18 protein-coding genes are annotated in these 16,172 nt (G+C 64.1%); 8 read left to right on the top strand and 10 right to left on the bottom strand.

Going from position 1 to position 16,172, the window contains the following annotated elements:
* Nucleotides 1-12: 12 nt before the first annotated feature.
* Genes ATJ78_RS03115 through ATJ78_RS03105 form a run of 3 tightly spaced genes read left to right on the top strand, consistent with a single transcriptional unit; the run spans nt 13 to nt 1,834 of the window.
* The gene (locus ATJ78_RS03115) at nt 13-225 is read left to right on the top strand and encodes a KTSC domain-containing protein (protein WP_169923372.1); all 213 of its coding nucleotides are present in this window, start codon (nt 13-15) and stop codon (nt 223-225) included.
* A 58-nt stretch (nt 226-283) separates the two neighbouring features.
* Entirely contained in the window at nt 284-1,222 is a 939-nt protein-coding gene (locus ATJ78_RS03110) for a Ppx/GppA phosphatase family protein (protein ID WP_098406262.1), read from the top strand.
* Nucleotides 1,223-1,228: 6 nt separating this feature from the next.
* The gene (locus tag ATJ78_RS03105) at nt 1,229-1,834 is read left to right on the top strand and encodes a YdcF family protein (RefSeq protein ID WP_098406261.1); all 606 of its coding nucleotides are present in this window, start codon (nt 1,229-1,231) and stop codon (nt 1,832-1,834) included.
* A 15-nt stretch (nt 1,835-1,849) separates the two neighbouring features.
* Here ATJ78_RS03105 and ATJ78_RS03100 read toward each other — a convergent pair whose 3' ends face one another.
* The 8 genes from ATJ78_RS03100 to ATJ78_RS03065 all read right to left on the bottom strand — a co-directional run bounded on the left by ATJ78_RS03100 (nt 1,850) and on the right by ATJ78_RS03065 (nt 8,660).
* The gene (locus tag ATJ78_RS03100) at nt 1,850-2,071 is read right to left on the bottom strand and encodes a glycine zipper domain-containing protein (RefSeq protein ID WP_098406260.1); all 222 of its coding nucleotides are present in this window, start codon (nt 2,069-2,071) and stop codon (nt 1,850-1,852) included.
* Nucleotides 2,072-2,160: 89 nt separating this feature from the next.
* On the bottom strand, nt 2,161-3,144 hold the full coding sequence (locus ATJ78_RS03095; protein WP_098406259.1) for a J domain-containing protein: 984 nt from the start codon (nt 3,142-3,144) through the stop codon (nt 2,161-2,163).
* Between the two features lie 117 nt (nt 3,145-3,261).
* Nucleotides 3,262-3,702: an Hsp20/alpha crystallin family protein gene (locus tag ATJ78_RS03090; RefSeq protein WP_098406258.1), complete on the bottom strand. Its 441-nt coding sequence runs from the start codon at nt 3,700-3,702 to the stop codon at nt 3,262-3,264.
* A 117-nt stretch (nt 3,703-3,819) separates the two neighbouring features.
* Nucleotides 3,820-5,307 carry an amidohydrolase family protein gene (locus tag ATJ78_RS03085; protein ID WP_098406257.1) on the bottom strand — a complete coding sequence of 496 codons (1,488 nt, stop codon included), beginning with the start codon at nt 5,305-5,307 and terminating at the stop codon, nt 3,820-3,822.
* A gap of 48 nt (nt 5,308-5,355) precedes the next feature.
* On the bottom strand, nt 5,356-5,730 hold the full coding sequence (locus tag ATJ78_RS03080; RefSeq protein ID WP_098406256.1) for a hypothetical protein: 375 nt from the start codon (nt 5,728-5,730) through the stop codon (nt 5,356-5,358).
* A complete protein-coding gene (locus tag ATJ78_RS03075) occupies nt 5,727-6,590 on the bottom strand; it encodes a DODA-type extradiol aromatic ring-opening family dioxygenase (protein WP_098406255.1) in 864 nt (287 codons plus the stop codon). Before ATJ78_RS03075 ends, ATJ78_RS03080 begins: the two co-directional genes overlap by 4 nt.
* Nucleotides 6,591-6,625: 35 nt before the next feature.
* Nucleotides 6,626-7,429, bottom strand: coding sequence for a citryl-CoA lyase (locus ATJ78_RS03070; protein WP_098406254.1), 804 nt, complete (start codon nt 7,427-7,429; stop codon nt 6,626-6,628).
* The gene (locus ATJ78_RS03065) at nt 7,422-8,660 is read right to left on the bottom strand and encodes a CaiB/BaiF CoA transferase family protein (RefSeq protein WP_098406253.1); all 1,239 of its coding nucleotides are present in this window, start codon (nt 8,658-8,660) and stop codon (nt 7,422-7,424) included. The genes ATJ78_RS03070 and ATJ78_RS03065 overlap by 8 nt, the downstream gene beginning before the upstream one ends.
* Nucleotides 8,661-8,820: 160 nt before the next feature.
* Between ATJ78_RS03065 and ATJ78_RS03060 the strand changes: the two genes are divergently transcribed.
* Nucleotides 8,821-9,618 carry an IclR family transcriptional regulator domain-containing protein gene (locus ATJ78_RS03060; protein ID WP_098406252.1) on the top strand — a complete coding sequence of 266 codons (798 nt, stop codon included), beginning with the start codon at nt 8,821-8,823 and terminating at the stop codon, nt 9,616-9,618.
* Nucleotides 9,618-10,190 (top strand): NADPH-dependent FMN reductase, encoded by a 573-nt coding sequence (locus tag ATJ78_RS03055; RefSeq protein ID WP_098406251.1) that lies wholly within the window; start codon nt 9,618-9,620, stop codon nt 10,188-10,190. Before ATJ78_RS03060 ends, ATJ78_RS03055 begins: the two co-directional genes overlap by 1 nt.
* 2 nt (nt 10,191-10,192) lie before the next feature.
* Here the strand turns inward: ATJ78_RS03055 and ATJ78_RS03050 are convergent, their stop codons facing one another.
* Entirely contained in the window at nt 10,193-10,681 is a 489-nt protein-coding gene (locus ATJ78_RS03050) for a MarR family winged helix-turn-helix transcriptional regulator (protein WP_098406250.1), read from the bottom strand.
* A gap of 119 nt (nt 10,682-10,800) precedes the next feature.
* On the opposite strand from ATJ78_RS03050, the gene ATJ78_RS03045 reads away from it, so the two are divergent.
* From ATJ78_RS03045 to ATJ78_RS03035, 3 genes are all read left to right on the top strand, one after another.
* Nucleotides 10,801-11,415 (top strand): NADPH-dependent F420 reductase, encoded by a 615-nt coding sequence (locus ATJ78_RS03045; protein ID WP_098406249.1) that lies wholly within the window; start codon nt 10,801-10,803, stop codon nt 11,413-11,415.
* A gap of 107 nt (nt 11,416-11,522) precedes the next feature.
* Nucleotides 11,523-13,232 carry a stealth family protein gene (locus tag ATJ78_RS03040; protein WP_098406248.1) on the top strand — a complete coding sequence of 570 codons (1,710 nt, stop codon included), beginning with the start codon at nt 11,523-11,525 and terminating at the stop codon, nt 13,230-13,232.
* 279 nt (nt 13,233-13,511) lie between these two features.
* Complete coding sequence (locus tag ATJ78_RS03035; RefSeq protein WP_169923371.1) at nt 13,512-15,023, top strand: HNH endonuclease signature motif containing protein; 1,512 nt, start codon at nt 13,512-13,514, stop codon at nt 15,021-15,023.
* A gap of 165 nt (nt 15,024-15,188) precedes the next feature.
* Here the strand turns inward: ATJ78_RS03035 and ATJ78_RS03030 are convergent, their stop codons facing one another.
* Nucleotides 15,189-16,130 carry a phosphodiesterase gene (locus ATJ78_RS03030; RefSeq protein ID WP_098406246.1) on the bottom strand — a complete coding sequence of 314 codons (942 nt, stop codon included), beginning with the start codon at nt 16,128-16,130 and terminating at the stop codon, nt 15,189-15,191.
* Nucleotides 16,131-16,172: the final 42 nt, after the last annotated feature.

Genomic DNA, 16,172 nt, shown 5'->3' with positions numbered 1-16,172 from the left:
GGAATGGATGCCATGAGATTGGAGCCGATCGAGTCCGATGCGCTGGATGCTGTCGCATACGACCCGGGCACGCGCACCCTGCTGGTGCAATTCGAATCCGGCGGTCTCTACGCCTACGACGACGTTGACCAGCAGCTGGTCGACGACATGTACGCCGCGCAACCGCATCCGTGGAGTGTCGTCGGCGAGCGCGTGAAGGCGCACTCGTACCGCAAGCTGACGTGAGAACCTCGGCGCTTCACGGCGACTACAGTGAAACTCGCGTCTCTCAGAAGGAGTATTCATGACCCGCGTCGCCGCCATCGACTGTGGCACCAACTCCATTCGCCTGCTCATCGCCGATGTCGCCGACGGAAAACTCACCGACGTCGCGCGCACGCTCAAGGTCGTTCGCCTCGGGCAAGGCGTCGACCGCACGGGCCGTTTCGATGACGCCGCCCTCGACCGCACACTCGACACCACCCGCGAGTACGCCGCACAATGCCGCGACAGCGACGTTGAACGTGTGCGCTTCGTCGCGACGTCGGCGACTCGGGATGCTGCGAACCGGCTCGTCTTCATCGATGCCGTCCGCGACATCATTGGCGTCGAGCCCGAAGTGCTCGCGGGCACCGAAGAGGCCGAGCTCTCGTTCCGCGGCGCCACGAGCGTGCTCCCTCCCGGCCCCGGGCGCCTCGTCGTCGATCTCGGCGGCGGCTCGACCGAGCTCGTGCTCGGCGACGGCGGCGACCTCTCGTCGTTCTCTATGGACGTCGGCTGTGTGCGCATGACCGAACGCAACGTCACGAGCGACCCGCCGTCGGCCGACGACCGGGCGGGCATCGTGCGCGACGTCAACGCCGCAATCGATGGCGCGGCAGCGTCCGTCGATCTCGGTCGCGTGCGCGAGGTTGTCGGTGTCGCCGGAACCATCACGACGCTCACGGCGCACGCTCTCCGCCTCGATCGCTACGATCCGGGTGCGATCAATGGCACGCGCTCGAGCATGTCGGCGATGCTCGCCGCGTGCGATGAGCTGGCGGCCATGCCCCGCGAGCAACGTGCGGCGCTCCCCTACATGCACCCGGGGCGCGTCGATGTCATCGCCGCGGGCGCGATCACGTGGCACACCGTGCTCACGCGGACCGTCGACGCGGTTGCGGCGGCAGGCGGCTCACTCGACTCCGTGGTCACGAGCGAGCACGACATTCTCGATGGCGTCGCCCTCTCGCTCGCCGATTGAGCCACGATGCGCGTACTGCGGGTTCTCGGCATCGCCCTTCCACTTGCTGCCGCCGGCAGCATCCTTGCCTGTGCTGAGCTGCTGCACTGGCGCGCGAGCACGCGTCAGCTGGGCGATGCCGACGTTCGGGGCGCGACCGAGGCCGTCGTCGTTCTTGGCTACAAGAACCGCGGAAGCCGTGCGAACATCATCAATCGCAGTCGCGTTCGCGCCGGCATCCGCTCGATCGACCCGCATGCATCACGCAGCGTTCTCGTGCTCTGCGGCGGGCCGGTTGCCAGCAGCACGCCCGAGGCCGAGATCATGGCCCGCTATGCGCAGCAGCGCGGGTACTCCGGGCCGATGCGCCTAGACGGTGAGAGCCGTTCAACGTGGCAGAACATCGAGAATGCGATTCCGCTGGTCGAGGATGCCGACCGCATCAAGGTCGTCTCCGACTCCATGCACGCCGAGTTCGGTCGCGCTTTTCTCGCCGAGCAACGACCGGATCTTGCCGCGCGCCTCGTGCGGGGCGAGGACTATCGCCTCGGCGAGAACCTGCTGATCAAGCCGATCGCCGTCGTCATCGCGCTGCGCAATCGCCGTCGGCTCGGGGCACCTCGACCGGTTTGAGCGAGAGACCCGATGTCACGGCTCCGGCCGCTCGGGGCCGGAGCCGTCCTCTGGGTCGTCCTTCGGCCCGTCGCTCTTCTTCTCGGCGTTGAACGCGATGCCGAACGCAATACCGATCGCGATACCGATCGACAAGCCGGTTCCGATGTTGTCCAATGCGACACCCATCGCCATGCCGACGCCGATACCGATCGCCAGGCCGGCGCCCATGTTCGCCTCTCTGGTGCGCTTGCTCATGCTCTCGCCTCCGCGGCCGCCGCTCGACTGATTCTGGCCACAACGGTACGCGGCGGGTCAGTTGCGACACATCCCCCGCGCGACGGAAATCAGACCAGACGGATGCTGTTCTGCAGCCGTGTGCGCACCTCGAACATGTCCGTACCTGCCGGTCGCGGCGCATCCGGAACCCCGGTGCGCAGAAAGTGGCCGATCACGGAGCGTTGCACGGCGAAAGCCGGCAGGCCGCGCGTTCGCCCGAGTGCCGTGATCGCGCCGTCGAGGGCGTTGTCGGGCAGCACGACGATGAGGGCCGTGAACTTCACGCGAGCAGCGCGGGCGACGGCCTTCGCGCGGGTCGCAAGCGCGTGCACCGGCTTCTCCCCCTTTGCCAGCCCCTCGCTGATGAGGTCTCCGCGGCGGGGCCGTGCAGGTGCTCCCCAGTCCTCTGACTGCACAGCGAACAGGCCGCTCGGGCCCAGCACGACGTGGTCGATCTTGCGGGTGTCGCTTGCGGCAGCATCCGCATCAACGACCCATGTGTCGCTTCCGCGCTCGGTCGCGACCCCGTGCCACACGGTGTAGCCCATGCCGAGGTCGCCGAGCGCGCGGGCCGTCGCCTCTTCAGCGAGCGCGTCGGCGAGGGCGTGCTTGATTTCGCTCGGCGCGCGGCGAATGAGCGCGTCGTCGTAGATGTCGACGGGCTCGCTGCCGCGGCCGACCCATTCGCGCATCAGCGTGGTGAATCGATCGCGCGCCCGGCCTCCGGGGTGTCCGTACATGCGCGCCTTGGGGCGTGAATCGCGCTGCGTCGATCGCGATCGGCTCGTTGCCCACACGTGTTCCGACTCGTCAGATGCGGGGGCGGATGCTGGTCGAGCCGACGCGCCCCGATCGTACGCTGCCCGTGATTCGGGAGTGCCGAGCTGCTCCCACGCGAGCTGTACGGCGTTGAATGTGGCGGCGCTTCCCCCGAGGTCAGGATGTGTCTGCCGCGCACGCCGACGGTATGCACGGCGAAGCTCCTCATTGCTCGCGGTGCGATCGACGCCGAGCACGTCGTACGGGCTCTCGTCGAGGGGGCTCTCAGACATAAGCACTTTCGAATCGGGGACGACCAAAAACCCTACAGCGATTAGCTGTGCTGCGCCTGCCCGATGCGCGAAACGGCCGCCGACCGGGTGGTCGACGGCCGCTTCTGCACTGGGGCGTTATACCGTGGTGGCATCGCTGAGCTCCGCGGATTCGTCCGATCCGGCAGAGGTCACAGCGATCTTGCGGGGCTTCGCGCGCTCGCTCACGGGGATCATGATGCTGAGCACCCCATTGTCGTAGGTCGCGCTGATCTTCTCGGTGTCGATTCCCTGGCCGAGGCTGAGCTGGCGCAGGTACGAGGCCGTTCCGCGCTCACGCGTGATCCACTTCACGCCGTCGCCGCTGCTCACCGTGCGCTCGGCGCGGATCGTCAGGAGCTGCCCGTCCACGTCGATGTCGACCGAGCCCGGGTCGATTCCCGGAAGGTCGGCGTTCAGCACGTAGGTGTCGCCGTCGCGGTACAGATCCATCGGCATCCGTCGAGGTCCCGACGGTGCATCGGCAAGTGCGCCCGCAAGCGTCGCGAACTCCCGGAACGGGTCGAATGTTGTAGCCATGAGGTCTCCTCCAAAACTTGAGTGTGTCTTACTCAACTACAACTGAGATTAGCACTCTCCTATTCCGAGTGCTAACGCTTATGCCTCGCCCACAGCGAACACGGCGCGCTCACAACGTCAGCTCACGGCGGGCTCCGCGTCCTCGGGCTCCGCTCCCCGATGGGTCGCGTCACTGCGGTAGTCGGTGTACATGTACGGATTGTCGAGCACCTTAGTCTCGGGTATCTCTGGGTTCATTCCGGACTCCCAGACGTCGTCGCCGAGTGTGCTCCGCAGATAATCGACAGTCTGCTCGACGTCTGCCTTCGCGCGCGCGACCTCGGAATCGAGAAGTTCGTTCTGGAACTTTGCGATCGCTCCGTTGACGAGCACGGTGTGCACGTCTGCGCGCCCTGCCTGCAGGGCAATGTGTCCGTACGGATTCATGATCGGGAACATCGTCGGCGACGTATCGTTCTTGACGAGCACCACGTCGGCCTTCTTTCCAGGCTCCAGACTTCCGACGAGATCGTCGATTCCGAGAGCCTTCGCGCCACCCAGCGTCGACCACTCCACGACGTGTTCGGCGCGCAGGTGGGAATGCGTGATGGTGTCTCCCTTCTCGTGTGCCTTGATGTGCTCCCAGGCGCGGTCGGCGCCGAGAGTGGCTCGCATCGCTGAGAACAGGTCACTCGAGAACCAGACACTCGTGTCGACGGAAAGCGACATGGGGATCGCGTGGGTCCGGAGCACCCACGACGGTGGGTAGCCCTGCCCGCAACTCTGCTCGCTCTCGGTCGAGAGAGAAACGGAGCCGCCGGTTGCCGCGATGCGCTGATAGGAGTCGTTGTTCAGCGTCGCCGCGTGCACATAGACGGTCTCGGGCGTCATGAAGCCGTTTTCATACATCAGGCGGATGCCGTCGTCATTCGTCGCTCCCCACACTCCCGCATGCGTCGTCACGGGGAGGCCGAGCTCGCGCGCCGTCTCAAAAGCACCTCGCTCGGGAAATTCAGGATCGCCCGTGACATCGAATGCAAGCTGGAATCGAAGCATCTCCGACTCGGTGTTGTTGTCACGGATGAACCGCGTGAACTCGGGGTTGGACGCCCACTCCCATGGTGCGCCGAAGATGTTCCCCGGCGCGAAGACGAAGCGTCCCGTCGAAGCGCGAAGAGCGTCGAGTGCTGCTTCCGCGTGCTCAATGGTCCGCAGCCCGTGCGACCAATCGACGGTCGTCGTGACTCCGGCGTCGATCGCGTCCATGGCCGAAAGCGCGTTGCCGGCGTAGATGTCTTGCGGTCGGAAGTGCTTGCCATACTCGAGGTAGTACCAGACGAAGTACTGCGTGAGCGTCCAATCGGCGCCGTAGCCCCGCATGGCGGTCTGCCACATGTGCCGGTGAGTGTCGATCATGCCGGGCATGAGGATGCCGCCGTCGGCGTCGATCTCGAATGTGCCTTCTGGCACCTCGAGCGCCGTGCCCACGGCGTCGATGGTGTCTCTCGAGACCAGCACGTCGCCCTTGTGCAGGACGTCGCGTCGGCCGTTCATCGTCAGCACCGTGCCGTTGCGAAACACGATCGGCTGACCGTCGCGGGGAAGTGGGGTTGTCTCCTGTGTCATTGTTCGGCTCCTTTGCCTGGGGGTGGCGGGGAATGGATGCTGCTCTGTTCAGAGCGCGACGCTCGGGTAGCTCGTGCCAAGCCAATGGGAGAGCTTCGATGCGTACTCGCGCTGGAACGACAGCGGCCCGTGCTGGGCGGCATAGTCTTCCTCGTAGATGGCGATGAAGATGGTGAGCGTGAGGAAGAAGTGGGCACCCATCTCGAACAGCGCCACGTAGTCGTGGTCGACGAGCGCCTGGCGCTCCTCCGGTTCAAGCGAGAGCCAACTCGTGCGCTCGACCGTCGCGCCGTTACCGAGGCGACGTCCGAAATCGGCATCCCAGTCATCGACCATCGACTGAGGGTTCGCCTTGTATTGCGCGAGGAGCTCGGGATCCCGGTCAACTTGATAGAGAAACTTGTTCACGTAGTACGTGCTCATCGCGGATCTCCGTTCGGGTACCAGGTGATGTAGGCCTCCATCGTGTGGAAGAGATCGAGGCTGTCCGTGTAGGCAGCGGCCTCCGGGCCGGCGATGCCCATCATGAGGATGAGGTCCATGAAACCGTGTGTTGCGTTCCCGGCTCCAGCCATGCTTTCGTGCGTCACATTCTCGAGAATCGCGTCAACGTTGCCCGTGCTCAGCCACTCGATCGCCTGCCTGTCGAACTCGGGATCCGGCCCCGTTTCACCGAACTGCCGGGGCCCACCGAGCTCGAGCGACAGGTGTCCGCTGCCAACGGCTGCGATCTTCGCGTCGGACGGGTACTCGTCGATGATCGAGCGGATGGCCCGGCCGAGATCCCAGAACCGCTTCGGGGACGGAAGCGGTGGCGCGAAGATGTTTGTGTAGATGGGCACGATCGGCAGATCGGCCTGAGGTCGAGTGGTAATGATCGGGCAGATGATCGAATGGTCGATCTTGAGCTCGTGACTGACGGAGAAGTCGAAGCCGCGGTCGAGCAGGCCCTGGAGCATGTAGCCCGAGAGCTCTTCATGCCCGTCGAGAACATATTTCGGGATGCTGAATTCGCGCTCCTCGTTGTAAAACGTTCCGTCGTATGTGGGCTGTTTTCCGATGAGGAACGTCGGATAGTTATCGGAGAAGAACTGATGGAAGTGATCAGCGCCGACCATCACGAGAATGTCTGGATCGGCTGCCGTCAGCGTCTCGCGGTACGCCTCGACTTTTCGCTTCCACTCTGCTGCCTGGGGTATGCGTTCTTCCGGCGGCGTCAGTTCGGTCGCCTTCAGATAGAACGGGTGGTGCGTCGTCGCGAGCACCGCACTCAGTGTCGCCATGTTCTCTCCTTTGAGTCGGTGATTGAGGGCTGGGGTCAGCGAGCCGTCTCGCCCGGTGCTGCGGGCGGCGTGTATACCGCGTTGCGGTCGACGTGCGTGTAGATTGCGGGGCCGATGGGGTTCTCATCTTCCTCGGCGATGTGGCCAATGAGTCCCGCCGTGCGCGCAAGAAGCGCGAAGCCTCGGAGCAGGCTGACGGGAAGCCCGGCATCGACGAGGGCCGCACCCGCGACGCCGGCCCCGTTGAGGGGGAGCGTGCGTCCGAGAAGCTCGGGGTGCACGCGTCCGATGGCCTCGAACAGTTCCAAGTGCGCGCCCTTTACACCGGACTCCTCGGCGATCCTCATGATCACCGGGGTGCGAGGATCTCCGTTCTTGTGCACGGGATGGCCAAGCCCCGGGATCTTCTCGCCGGCGGAGCGGCTCTCGGTGATCGCGGTGCGGGCGATATCGTCCCAGCGGTCGCTCCCCCAACCTTCGGTGTCATCGTGATTCTTCACGATTCCGTGGAGGTAGGCGCCCGTGTCTTCGGTGACTCCGAGAAACCGGGATCCGCCGCCGAGAAGTCCCGCGGCAACAGCGCCTTGCAGCGAATCGGGGGCGCTGTAGTACGTGAGGCGCGCGGCAAGAGCTGTGGGAGTGAAGCCGTGGTCTGCGAGCGAGACGAGGACCGCTTCGAATACGCGGAGCTGGCCCGCCGTCGGCTGGCGCTTCGTCGCGAGTCGATATGCAAGTTCGCCGAAGCCGACCTGGCCGAGGAGCTCGCCAGCGAGGTCCTGCCCGAGCAGCGAGATCGACTCGGGCGTACTCGTTCCGATTCCCGTTGGGTACTCAGTCATTCGCGAATCCTCCGTCTGAATGGTCGGGTGTGCCGCTCAGCCACGCCCTGATGCGGCCGTCATCCTGCCCGAGGGCGGGCGGCGGCGAGTCATATCGCGGCTGCGTGCGCGAGAACGTTATCGGGTTGCGGATCATCGGCACGGACTGCTCGCCCTCGCCGACCTGCACGATGGGGTCGAGGCCGAGGCGTTCCGCGAGCGCGACGCCGCCATCGATCGTGTTGATCGGCCCGCACGCGATTCCGGCATCGGTGAGGATGTCGAACCACTCTGCGGCGGTGTGAGCTGCGAGCGCGTCGACAAGCAGAAGCCGCAGCTCTCCTCGGTTGCGGTTGCGCTCTTCCGTGGTCGTGAAACGCTCATCGTCGGCGAGGTGCGAACGCCCGATGGCAGCCGCGAGCTTCGCAAACTGTCGATCGTTGGCGGCGACGATAATGATCTCCCCGTCGCTCGCTGGCAGCGGCTCGTAGGGGAAGAGGCTGGGGTGGGCGTTCCCCATTCGGAAGGGAATCGTCCCGCCGGCAACATACGTCGAGCTGTGGTTGGCCATGGCGGAAAGAGCCGTCGAGAGCAGGTTCACCTCGATGTGCTGCCCGTCGCCGGTCTGAGTGCGATGATTCAGCGCCGCGAGGATGCCGATCGTGGCCTGCATTCCCGTCATGATGTCGAACACCGAAACGCCGCTGCGATAGGCGGGGCCGTCAGGCGAACCCGTCAGGCTCATGAGACCGGATGCTGCCTGCACGATCAGGTCGTAACCGGGCAGCGTCGCTCCTTTCTTCGAGCCGAAGCCGCTGATCGAGGCGTAGATCACCGCCGGGTTCACCGCGGCCACGGACTCGTAGTCGAGGCCGAACTTCTGCAGCCCGCCCGGCTTGAAGTTCTCGATCACAACGTCGGCGCGACGCGCGAGTTCCAGCGCGAGACTCCGATCGCCCTCGTCACGAAAGTCGAGAACCACATCGTACTTGTTGCGATTGATGCCCAGGTAGTAGGTGGAGACGCCGTCGCGCTCCGGCGGGGACCAGGAACGGGTCTCGTCACCGGCAGGGCTCTCGACCTTCACGACGGTCGCACCGAGATCTGCCATCAGCTGCGTGGCGTACGGTCCCGCGAGAACGCGCGAGAAGTCCGCGATGAGCAGGCCGGCCAGCGGGCCCTCGGCACTTTCGGCGGCGAGCTGCCGCAGTGCTTCTTCGGCAGCACTCGGTGCCGGAGCGGATGGCGTCATTGCTACTCCCAATCGTTTCGGACAATTGTCCGTATAGCGATACTCCATTGAAGCGCCGCTTTGCTTGTACGTCAAGCATCCGTACGTCTTCGTCCGGAGGGTGCAGTTTGTGCTCGAGCCTGTGTAGAGTCGGAAATCGGACAGTTGACCGAGGAGGACCATGCGGGAAAGCACGCGTCCCGAATTCATTGAGGCGATAGCACGAGGTCTCGATGTCATTCGCGCGTTCGGCACGCGAGGGAATGTGCTCAGTCTGAGCGAGCTCGCAAGCGAGACGGGGCTCGCGCGGCCGACTGTGCGCCGCATTCTGCTGACCCTCGATGAGCTCGGTTACGTGCGCTCCGACGACGGCGCCTACTCGTTGACACCTCGGGTCCTCGACCTCGGCATGGCCTACGTGTCCTCGAGCGGCATCTGGGAGCTCACGCGCCCGCACCTCGTTGATCTGAGCGCCTCACTCGGACAATCGTGTTCGATCGCTCAGCTCGAGGGTTCCGACATCGTCTACGTTTCGCGAGTAGCCGTACCCAAGCTCGTGACGCTCTCGGTCTCGATCGGGACACGCTTTCCCGCGCTGTCGACCTCGCTCGGGAAGGTGCTGCTCGCCTCGCTGCCTCCTGACGAGCTTCGGCGCACTCTCACGATCCCGTCACTGTCGGGCGTGACGCCCACCTGGCATCCAGAGGCCGACGAGATTGAGGAGACCCTACGAGAGGTCCGCGCGGCCGGCTGGGCTGTCACCGATCAGCAGCTCGCTCCCGCGATCCGCTCGATCGCAGCGCCCATTCGCAATGGTGCCGGCGACGTTGTGGCCGCCGTCAACGTGAACGCGCACGCGCTTGAGACGAGCGTCGAGACGCTCATCGATGAGTACCTGCCAAAGCTGCTCACTGCCGCGGGGGCGATCAGCGGAGACTGGGCGCGATTCGAGAACCGTCCACTCGCCGAGGTCGGCTGATGCCCCGCCTACTCCTCGTCATCGCGAGCACGCGACCGGGCCGCGTCGGCGCGGCCGTTGGCGAATGGGCTGTCGAACGCGCTCGAGAGCATGGCCGGTTTGAGATCGAGGTCGCTGACCTCGCGCAGCTGCAGCTTCCGTTCCTCGACGAGCCGGAGCACCCTCGGCTTCGCGCGTATGTCAATGAGCACACGCTGCGGTGGAGCCGGCAGGTCGACGGCGCGGATGCGTTCATGTTCGTCATGCCCGAGTACAACCACAGCTTCAGCGCACCGCTCAAGAACGCCCTGGATTTTCTCTTTCGCGAGTGGAGCGACAAGCCGGTCGGGCTGGTGAGTTACGGCGGCCTTGCCGGGGGAACCCGGGCCGTCGTCGCCCTTCAGCCGGTCCTTGCGAACCTCGGAATGATCGGCGTGCACAGCAACGTCGAAATCGCGTGGGTTGCCGAGCATGTCGCGGACGGCGTTTTTGCGGCGAGCGAGCGGCACGAGCGTGCACTCGCCGGGCAGCTCGACGAGCTCGCCGATCTCCATGCTCGCGCTTCCGCTGTCGCGCCTGGCCCTCAGTCCTAGCGCTACATCGGGCCCGTCGTCATGCCGAATCGGCCTTCTGGGTCAAGCCGCTCAAGCACCTTTGCCATAATTCGGCGCAGGTCTTCCGTGTCTCGATCGTCGAGAGCGTCGATGACGTTCCTCCGGACCGTCGCCACGTGCCCGGGAGCCGTCGCGAGCACCTTCTGCCAGCCCTCGTCAGTGAGCTGGGCGTTGATTGCACGACGATCATCCACGTCGGGAGTGCGTCGCACATAGCCGCGCCGCTCCAGCCGCGAGACCACGTGAGACAGGCGAGGAAGCGTCGCATTCGTGCGCGACGCGAGCGCGGTCATGCGCAACGATCGGTGTTCGGCCTCCGAGAGCATCGCAAGGGTGAAGTATTCGAAATGCGTCAGATCTGCGTCGCGCTGAAGCTGAGTGTCGAGAGCCCCGGGCAACAGCTCGACGACGGCGACGAGCCGAGTCCATGCGACAAGCTGCTCGGGCGAGAGCCATTCCGGTTCTGTCATGCACCCATTCTACCGATAGTTGACGCTACAACTAAAGGCTTGCTAATCTACTTGTAGCAACAACTAGTTTGGGAGCGGCCGGCCGTGCAGTTCCCACTACATACATCAGGAGGATACATATGACCGCTATCTCCATCATTGGCGCGGGAAACATGGGAAGTGCCATCGCGAACCGACTCGTGAACGGTGGACACTCTGTACAGGTGATCGCTCGCGACATCGAGAAGGCTCGCATCTCAGAGGCCGTTTCGGCCGGAGTCGTGGGCGACGAGCTCACGGGCGATATCGTCATTCTCGCGCTGCCGTACCCTGCAATCGATGACGTGCTCTCCACCTACGGAAACCAGCTCAATGGGAAGACGGTCGTGGATCTCACGAACCCCCTCGACTTCAGCACGTTCGACGCGCTCGTTGTGCCCGCAGATTCGTCGGCTGCGGCTGAGATCCAGGCGAAGTTGCCCGCTGCGAACGTCGTCAAGGCGTTCAACACGAACTTTGCCGCAACGCTCGCGAGCGGAACCGTCGGCCAGACGCCGACTGTCGTCCTGGTCGCGGGTGACAGCGCTGAAGCGAAGGCGTCACTGTCGGACGTCATCGTGTCGGCAGGCCTGCAGGCCACGGACGCCGGATCACTGAAGCGCGCTCGAGAGCTCGAGGGGCTGGGCTTCCTGCAGCTCACGCTCGCCGCCAACGAGAAGACGAGCTGGACGACCGGCTTCGCTCTCGAGAAGTAGCGCACGTCATTTAGCAGGTGCGGCACGGGCCCGGGCACCACAGCGGTCTCGGGCCTCGTGCGGTCCACACCGTCGCCGTAGACTGACGAAGAAACCAGGGGGGTGCGATGACCAGTCCAGACGACGACAGATATGACTCGGATGCTGCGGTGGCATTCCGCCCCCAGGAGTACTCCTTCGAGTCCAGCGGCCTGGTCGCATCAGAACCGGCCCACGACGCACCGCGCCTGGGGAGCGACGAACCCGTCATTCGCGTCGACGAGCGAAACCCGTTCGATCGCGACGACGTCGTACAGCGCAAGGGGCAATATGCACTCGCGACCGGAACGTTCACGCCCCGCGACGCGATGATCGCGGATCTCACCGCGATCGGCGACGCGCTTGACGCTGCCGGCATTGACTACCTCCTCGTGCGAGGGGAGGAGGACCAAGAAACTATTGCCGTCGATCGCCGAGACCGCCGAGCGGTGGAGGCAGCCTTCGCCGAGTCGTTTGCCAACGAACCGTTCTACGCGCTGACACTCAAGAAGAAGCACAATCGCGACGTCTCAGGTTCGCCGTTTTACGTGGTCGATAAAGAAGCGCGCCCGGTGCTCCTCGCAGACGGTCGGCTCTCGACAAACCCGAAGGCGAAGGTCCTTCGCCTGTTCCGGCCCCGCGTTGAGCCGATCGGTCGACTCCGCTATGGGCCAGAAACGGCTCCGCAGTTGGAGTTCTGGAGCTTCGGCGAGCAGACGATCGTTGCTCCAACGCCCAACGCACTTACTCGACAGCAGCTCGACCGTTCAGAAGCCGTCATCGCGACAGTGCGGCGCTTCGGCCGAGAGTGGCCCACGCTCGAGAATATGTTCGCGGAACTCGCCAGCGATATCGGCTTCGACATCGACATGGTGTTCTCATGGGTCGACGGGTCGAGCACCGAGTACCAGAAGAAGCGCCGTGAGCAGATGTCCGGCGTCGTTGTGGGGGAGGGCGACGATTCGGTGGCTCGCTTTCGTCAAATCGATGAGTTGAAGTATGCGCTTCGCAGCATCTACCTTTTCGCCCCGTGGATTCGACGCATTTTCATCGCGACGGACTCTCCCGCGCCGGCGTGGATCCAGCGGCATCCCAAGGTCACCTTCGTGCCTGCCGAGAAGCATTTCGCCGATCCGAGCGTACTGCCGACCCACAATTCGCACGCGGTAGAGTGCCAGCTTCACCACATTCCGGGACTCGCGGAGCACTTCTTGTATTCCAACGACGACATGTTCTTCGGGCGGCCAGTGAGTCCCGATATGTTCTTTTCTCCCGGGGGAGTCACCAAGTTCGTCGAAGCCCGCACACGAATCGGTTTAGGTGAGACCGATCCCGCGCGCAGTGGTCATGAGAATGCGGCTCGGGTGAATCGTGATGTTCTGCGGTCACGGTTCGGCAAGGTCACGACTCGGCACCTTGAGCACTGCGCTGCACCTCTGCGAGTGAGCGTGCTCGCCGAAATGGAACGAGAGTTTCCTGACGAGTTTCGTCGCACGGCGGCAGCGCGATTCCGGTCGGCGACGGACATCTCGGTAACGAACTCGTTTTACCACTACTACGCCCTCATGACGGGTCGAGCCGTTGAGCAGCGGCAGGCAAAGGTCAAATACATTGAAACGACGCTGAAGAGCTCGATCCCGGCGCTGGAGCGGCTGCTGCGCAAGCGTGACCAAGACATGTTCTGCCTCAATGATGGCTCGAATCCCGAGTTGAGCGACGCGGAGCGAACCCGGGCTGTTCTGGGGTTTCTCAATCGCTACTTCCCCTTCCCGGCGCCGTGGGAGAAGGAAGAGCTCTAGCCGGTACGTGAGCAGAGTGGGCGACAGCTTCTCGGCATTGCGGTTCGAGTGTCGCGCGCGCTCGAGATGCGCTCTACCCATCGCGTCGGACGTGGACCACTCGCCCACCCTTCGGCCTCACTCATCGTCCACAAGTAACGTGTCTCCACGGTTTTCCACAATACCGCTGTGACCGGGTCTTCTGTCGGCGGAAATGTCAGTGGGTCCTGGAAGACTCTTGGCATGGAAGACACGGCAGCAGCACGATTCGGGTCTCCGGAGGGGCCGGATGCTGTCGCTGTGCGTGCCGCTGAAGAAGCGCTGTCGACTGTCGCGAACCTTACCGATGTCGACCCAAGCACGCTCTCCGCGGATGCCCTGCTGGAGTTAACCGGTCTGCTCGGGAACATTGCTCGTCTTGTCGAGGGCCGCCAGGTCGGCAACGTCGGTGACATCGCCCGCCGCTCCGACACCAACGCCGGATTCAACGGTCTCGCCGCTCGTCATGGGGCGTCCTCTGCGACGGGACTGTTTGAGAAGATCACGGGGGCGAAGAACTCGACCGCCTACCGATACACGAAACTCGCCACCCACACGACACCGAGAGTTTCCGACACCGGGCTGCCCCTTGCTCCGATGTTCGCGCAGACCGCGCAAGCGTTGAGGGACGGTGTCATCGGTTTGGATGCTGCCGAAGCAATCACCGCGACACTCGCACCGGTCCTGCCGCGGGCGGTGCCGGAGCAGATGGACTGGGCCGAAGCGACCTTGCTGGGCAACGCGACCGGCGCGAACGGGGAGGCACCCGTGTCCGCGGATAACCTGCGGCAGCAGGCGAGAGCGTTCTGCGCCGTTCTCGACCCTGATGGGGTCGAACCCACCGCGGAGGAACTGCATGAGGCGAGGAAGCTGGTGTTTCGGCATCAAGAAAACGGGACCCTGAAGATCACCGGCACCCTGTCCCCGGAACAGGCAGCACAAGTGACACCCGTGTTTGACGCATACATGTCCAAACGCACCAGCCCAACGTTTATGCATGCCGACGAGCAAGCCGACAACGAGCAAGCACCGGAGGAGCGGTCGAAACCGCAAGAACGCGCCGACGTATTCACGACGATCATCGGCGGCACCGGAAAACAGAAGACCGCACCGAAACTCCACGGGCGAGGACCGACCGTGCTGGTGACTGTGGATGAACGCAACCTCGACAGCGGAACCGGGGCAGCGTGGTCACCGGGGACACCGGTGCCGCTGCCAATGAGGTTCGTGACCCAGATGCAGTGCGACGGCGATACCCGGCACGTGCAGATCGACGAGCACGGGGAGGTGCTTGACCTGGGACATGCCAGCCGGGAGTTCTCCCCGAAACAACGCCTCGCCCTGATCGCACGTGACGGCAACACCTGCGCGGTCCCCGACTGCCAGATTCCCGCCTGGCTGTGCGAAGCCCACCACATTCACGGATGGAAAACCGGCGGAAGAACAGACCTGTCCAACGGCGTCCTGCTGTGTTGGTGGCACCACCGCGTTGTCGAACACGGAGAATGGGCCATCATCCGCGACGAAACCGGTCGACCACGCGTGGTCCCACCGGGCTGGTATGTCAACAGACGCTATTTGGGACAGCGCGAAGCAACCAGACGCGATACGACTGCGGCAGAACCAGGAACAAACGCGGCCGAGACAGGGACGAGCGTGCCCCGGCGCGGGACCAACGCGACGAGACCAGGCACGAGTGCGCTCGAAGGCACAACCACCAGTGAAAACGGCGGTCCACCCGACGACGAACGAGATACCGGGCCGCGTCCCTGACAACGCGGCGGCCCCGAGACACAACATGCACGAGTGAAACCACTCGAAGCGCTACTCGGAGTGCCCAGACGCTCAAAGACCGCAAGTCTGTCCGTCAACAGCCCGACGTCGGGTCATCTCACACACGCAGTGACGGATGAGACCCTGCTTCGGCACCACTGCCAGCTAGCCGACCGGCGCAGGCTCGCGATTCGCCACCGCGTCAGCAGCTGCCGCCGCCTGCATACGAGACAACGGAATCTCGACCCCATCTGCCTTCAGACGTCTCGCCGTCTCATCAGCATCCACATAATCAAGCACCTGATACTGCCCCAGCGGCACGACCGAGTGCAACACCGTGCTCTCATACACATGTACAAGGTTGAAGGCACGAGCCCCGTCACGACCACGCGTTCCGCCGACAGGCACATTGAGATCCTGCGTATAACAACTGGCCGACGCCACCGACACAGGAATGCCCGCAAAGGTCGCTGTCGATGAGTAGTGCAAATGCCCCGCAAGGATGCTGCGCACATCCGTACCCCTCAGCACCTCAGCAAGCGCAGCCTGATCACGCAACTCGACACTCACCGCCAGGTCGAGAACACTCGGAATCGGCGGATGATGCATCGCCAGAATCGTGCCGTGCGGAGCAGGAACGGCAAGCTGTTCCCGAAGCCACGCAAGCTGCTCTGCCGTGACATCACCATAGTGTTCACCCGGAACACTCGTGTCGAGCGTAATGACCCGCAGGCCATTCACGTCGTACACCCGATTGATGGGAAGCATGCTCGGCGGCTCGGCCAATAGCTCCGATCTGACTGCCGCACGATTGTCGTGATTGCCCATGGCCCAGATCACCCGGGCACCGAGTCTCTCGGCTGCGGGCTCGACAATACGACGCAGCAGGTCGTAGGCCTCGGGCTCGCCCTTATCGGCAAGGTCACCCGTGAACACAATGGCATCGGGACGACCCTCAGAGCCCTCAAGCTCCGCAAAGAGCGTACGCAGCTGCTCCGCCGGGTCGACAGAGCCGTAGAGCCTGCGATCCCCACCGAGCAGGTGGGTGTCGCTGATGTGCAGAAGAAAGTGGTCCGGCCTCGGGTACTCGGCCGTTCGTGGAGTCACGACGCATCCATTCGCTGGCTTCTTCGGTTACCCACATCACAG

It is taken from the genome of Paramicrobacterium agarici (assembly GCF_002563955.1).
In the GTDB taxonomy this organism is placed as follows: domain Bacteria; phylum Actinomycetota; class Actinomycetes; order Actinomycetales; family Microbacteriaceae; genus Paramicrobacterium; species Paramicrobacterium agarici.
This window is presented reverse-complemented; position numbering and strand designations above follow the sequence as displayed.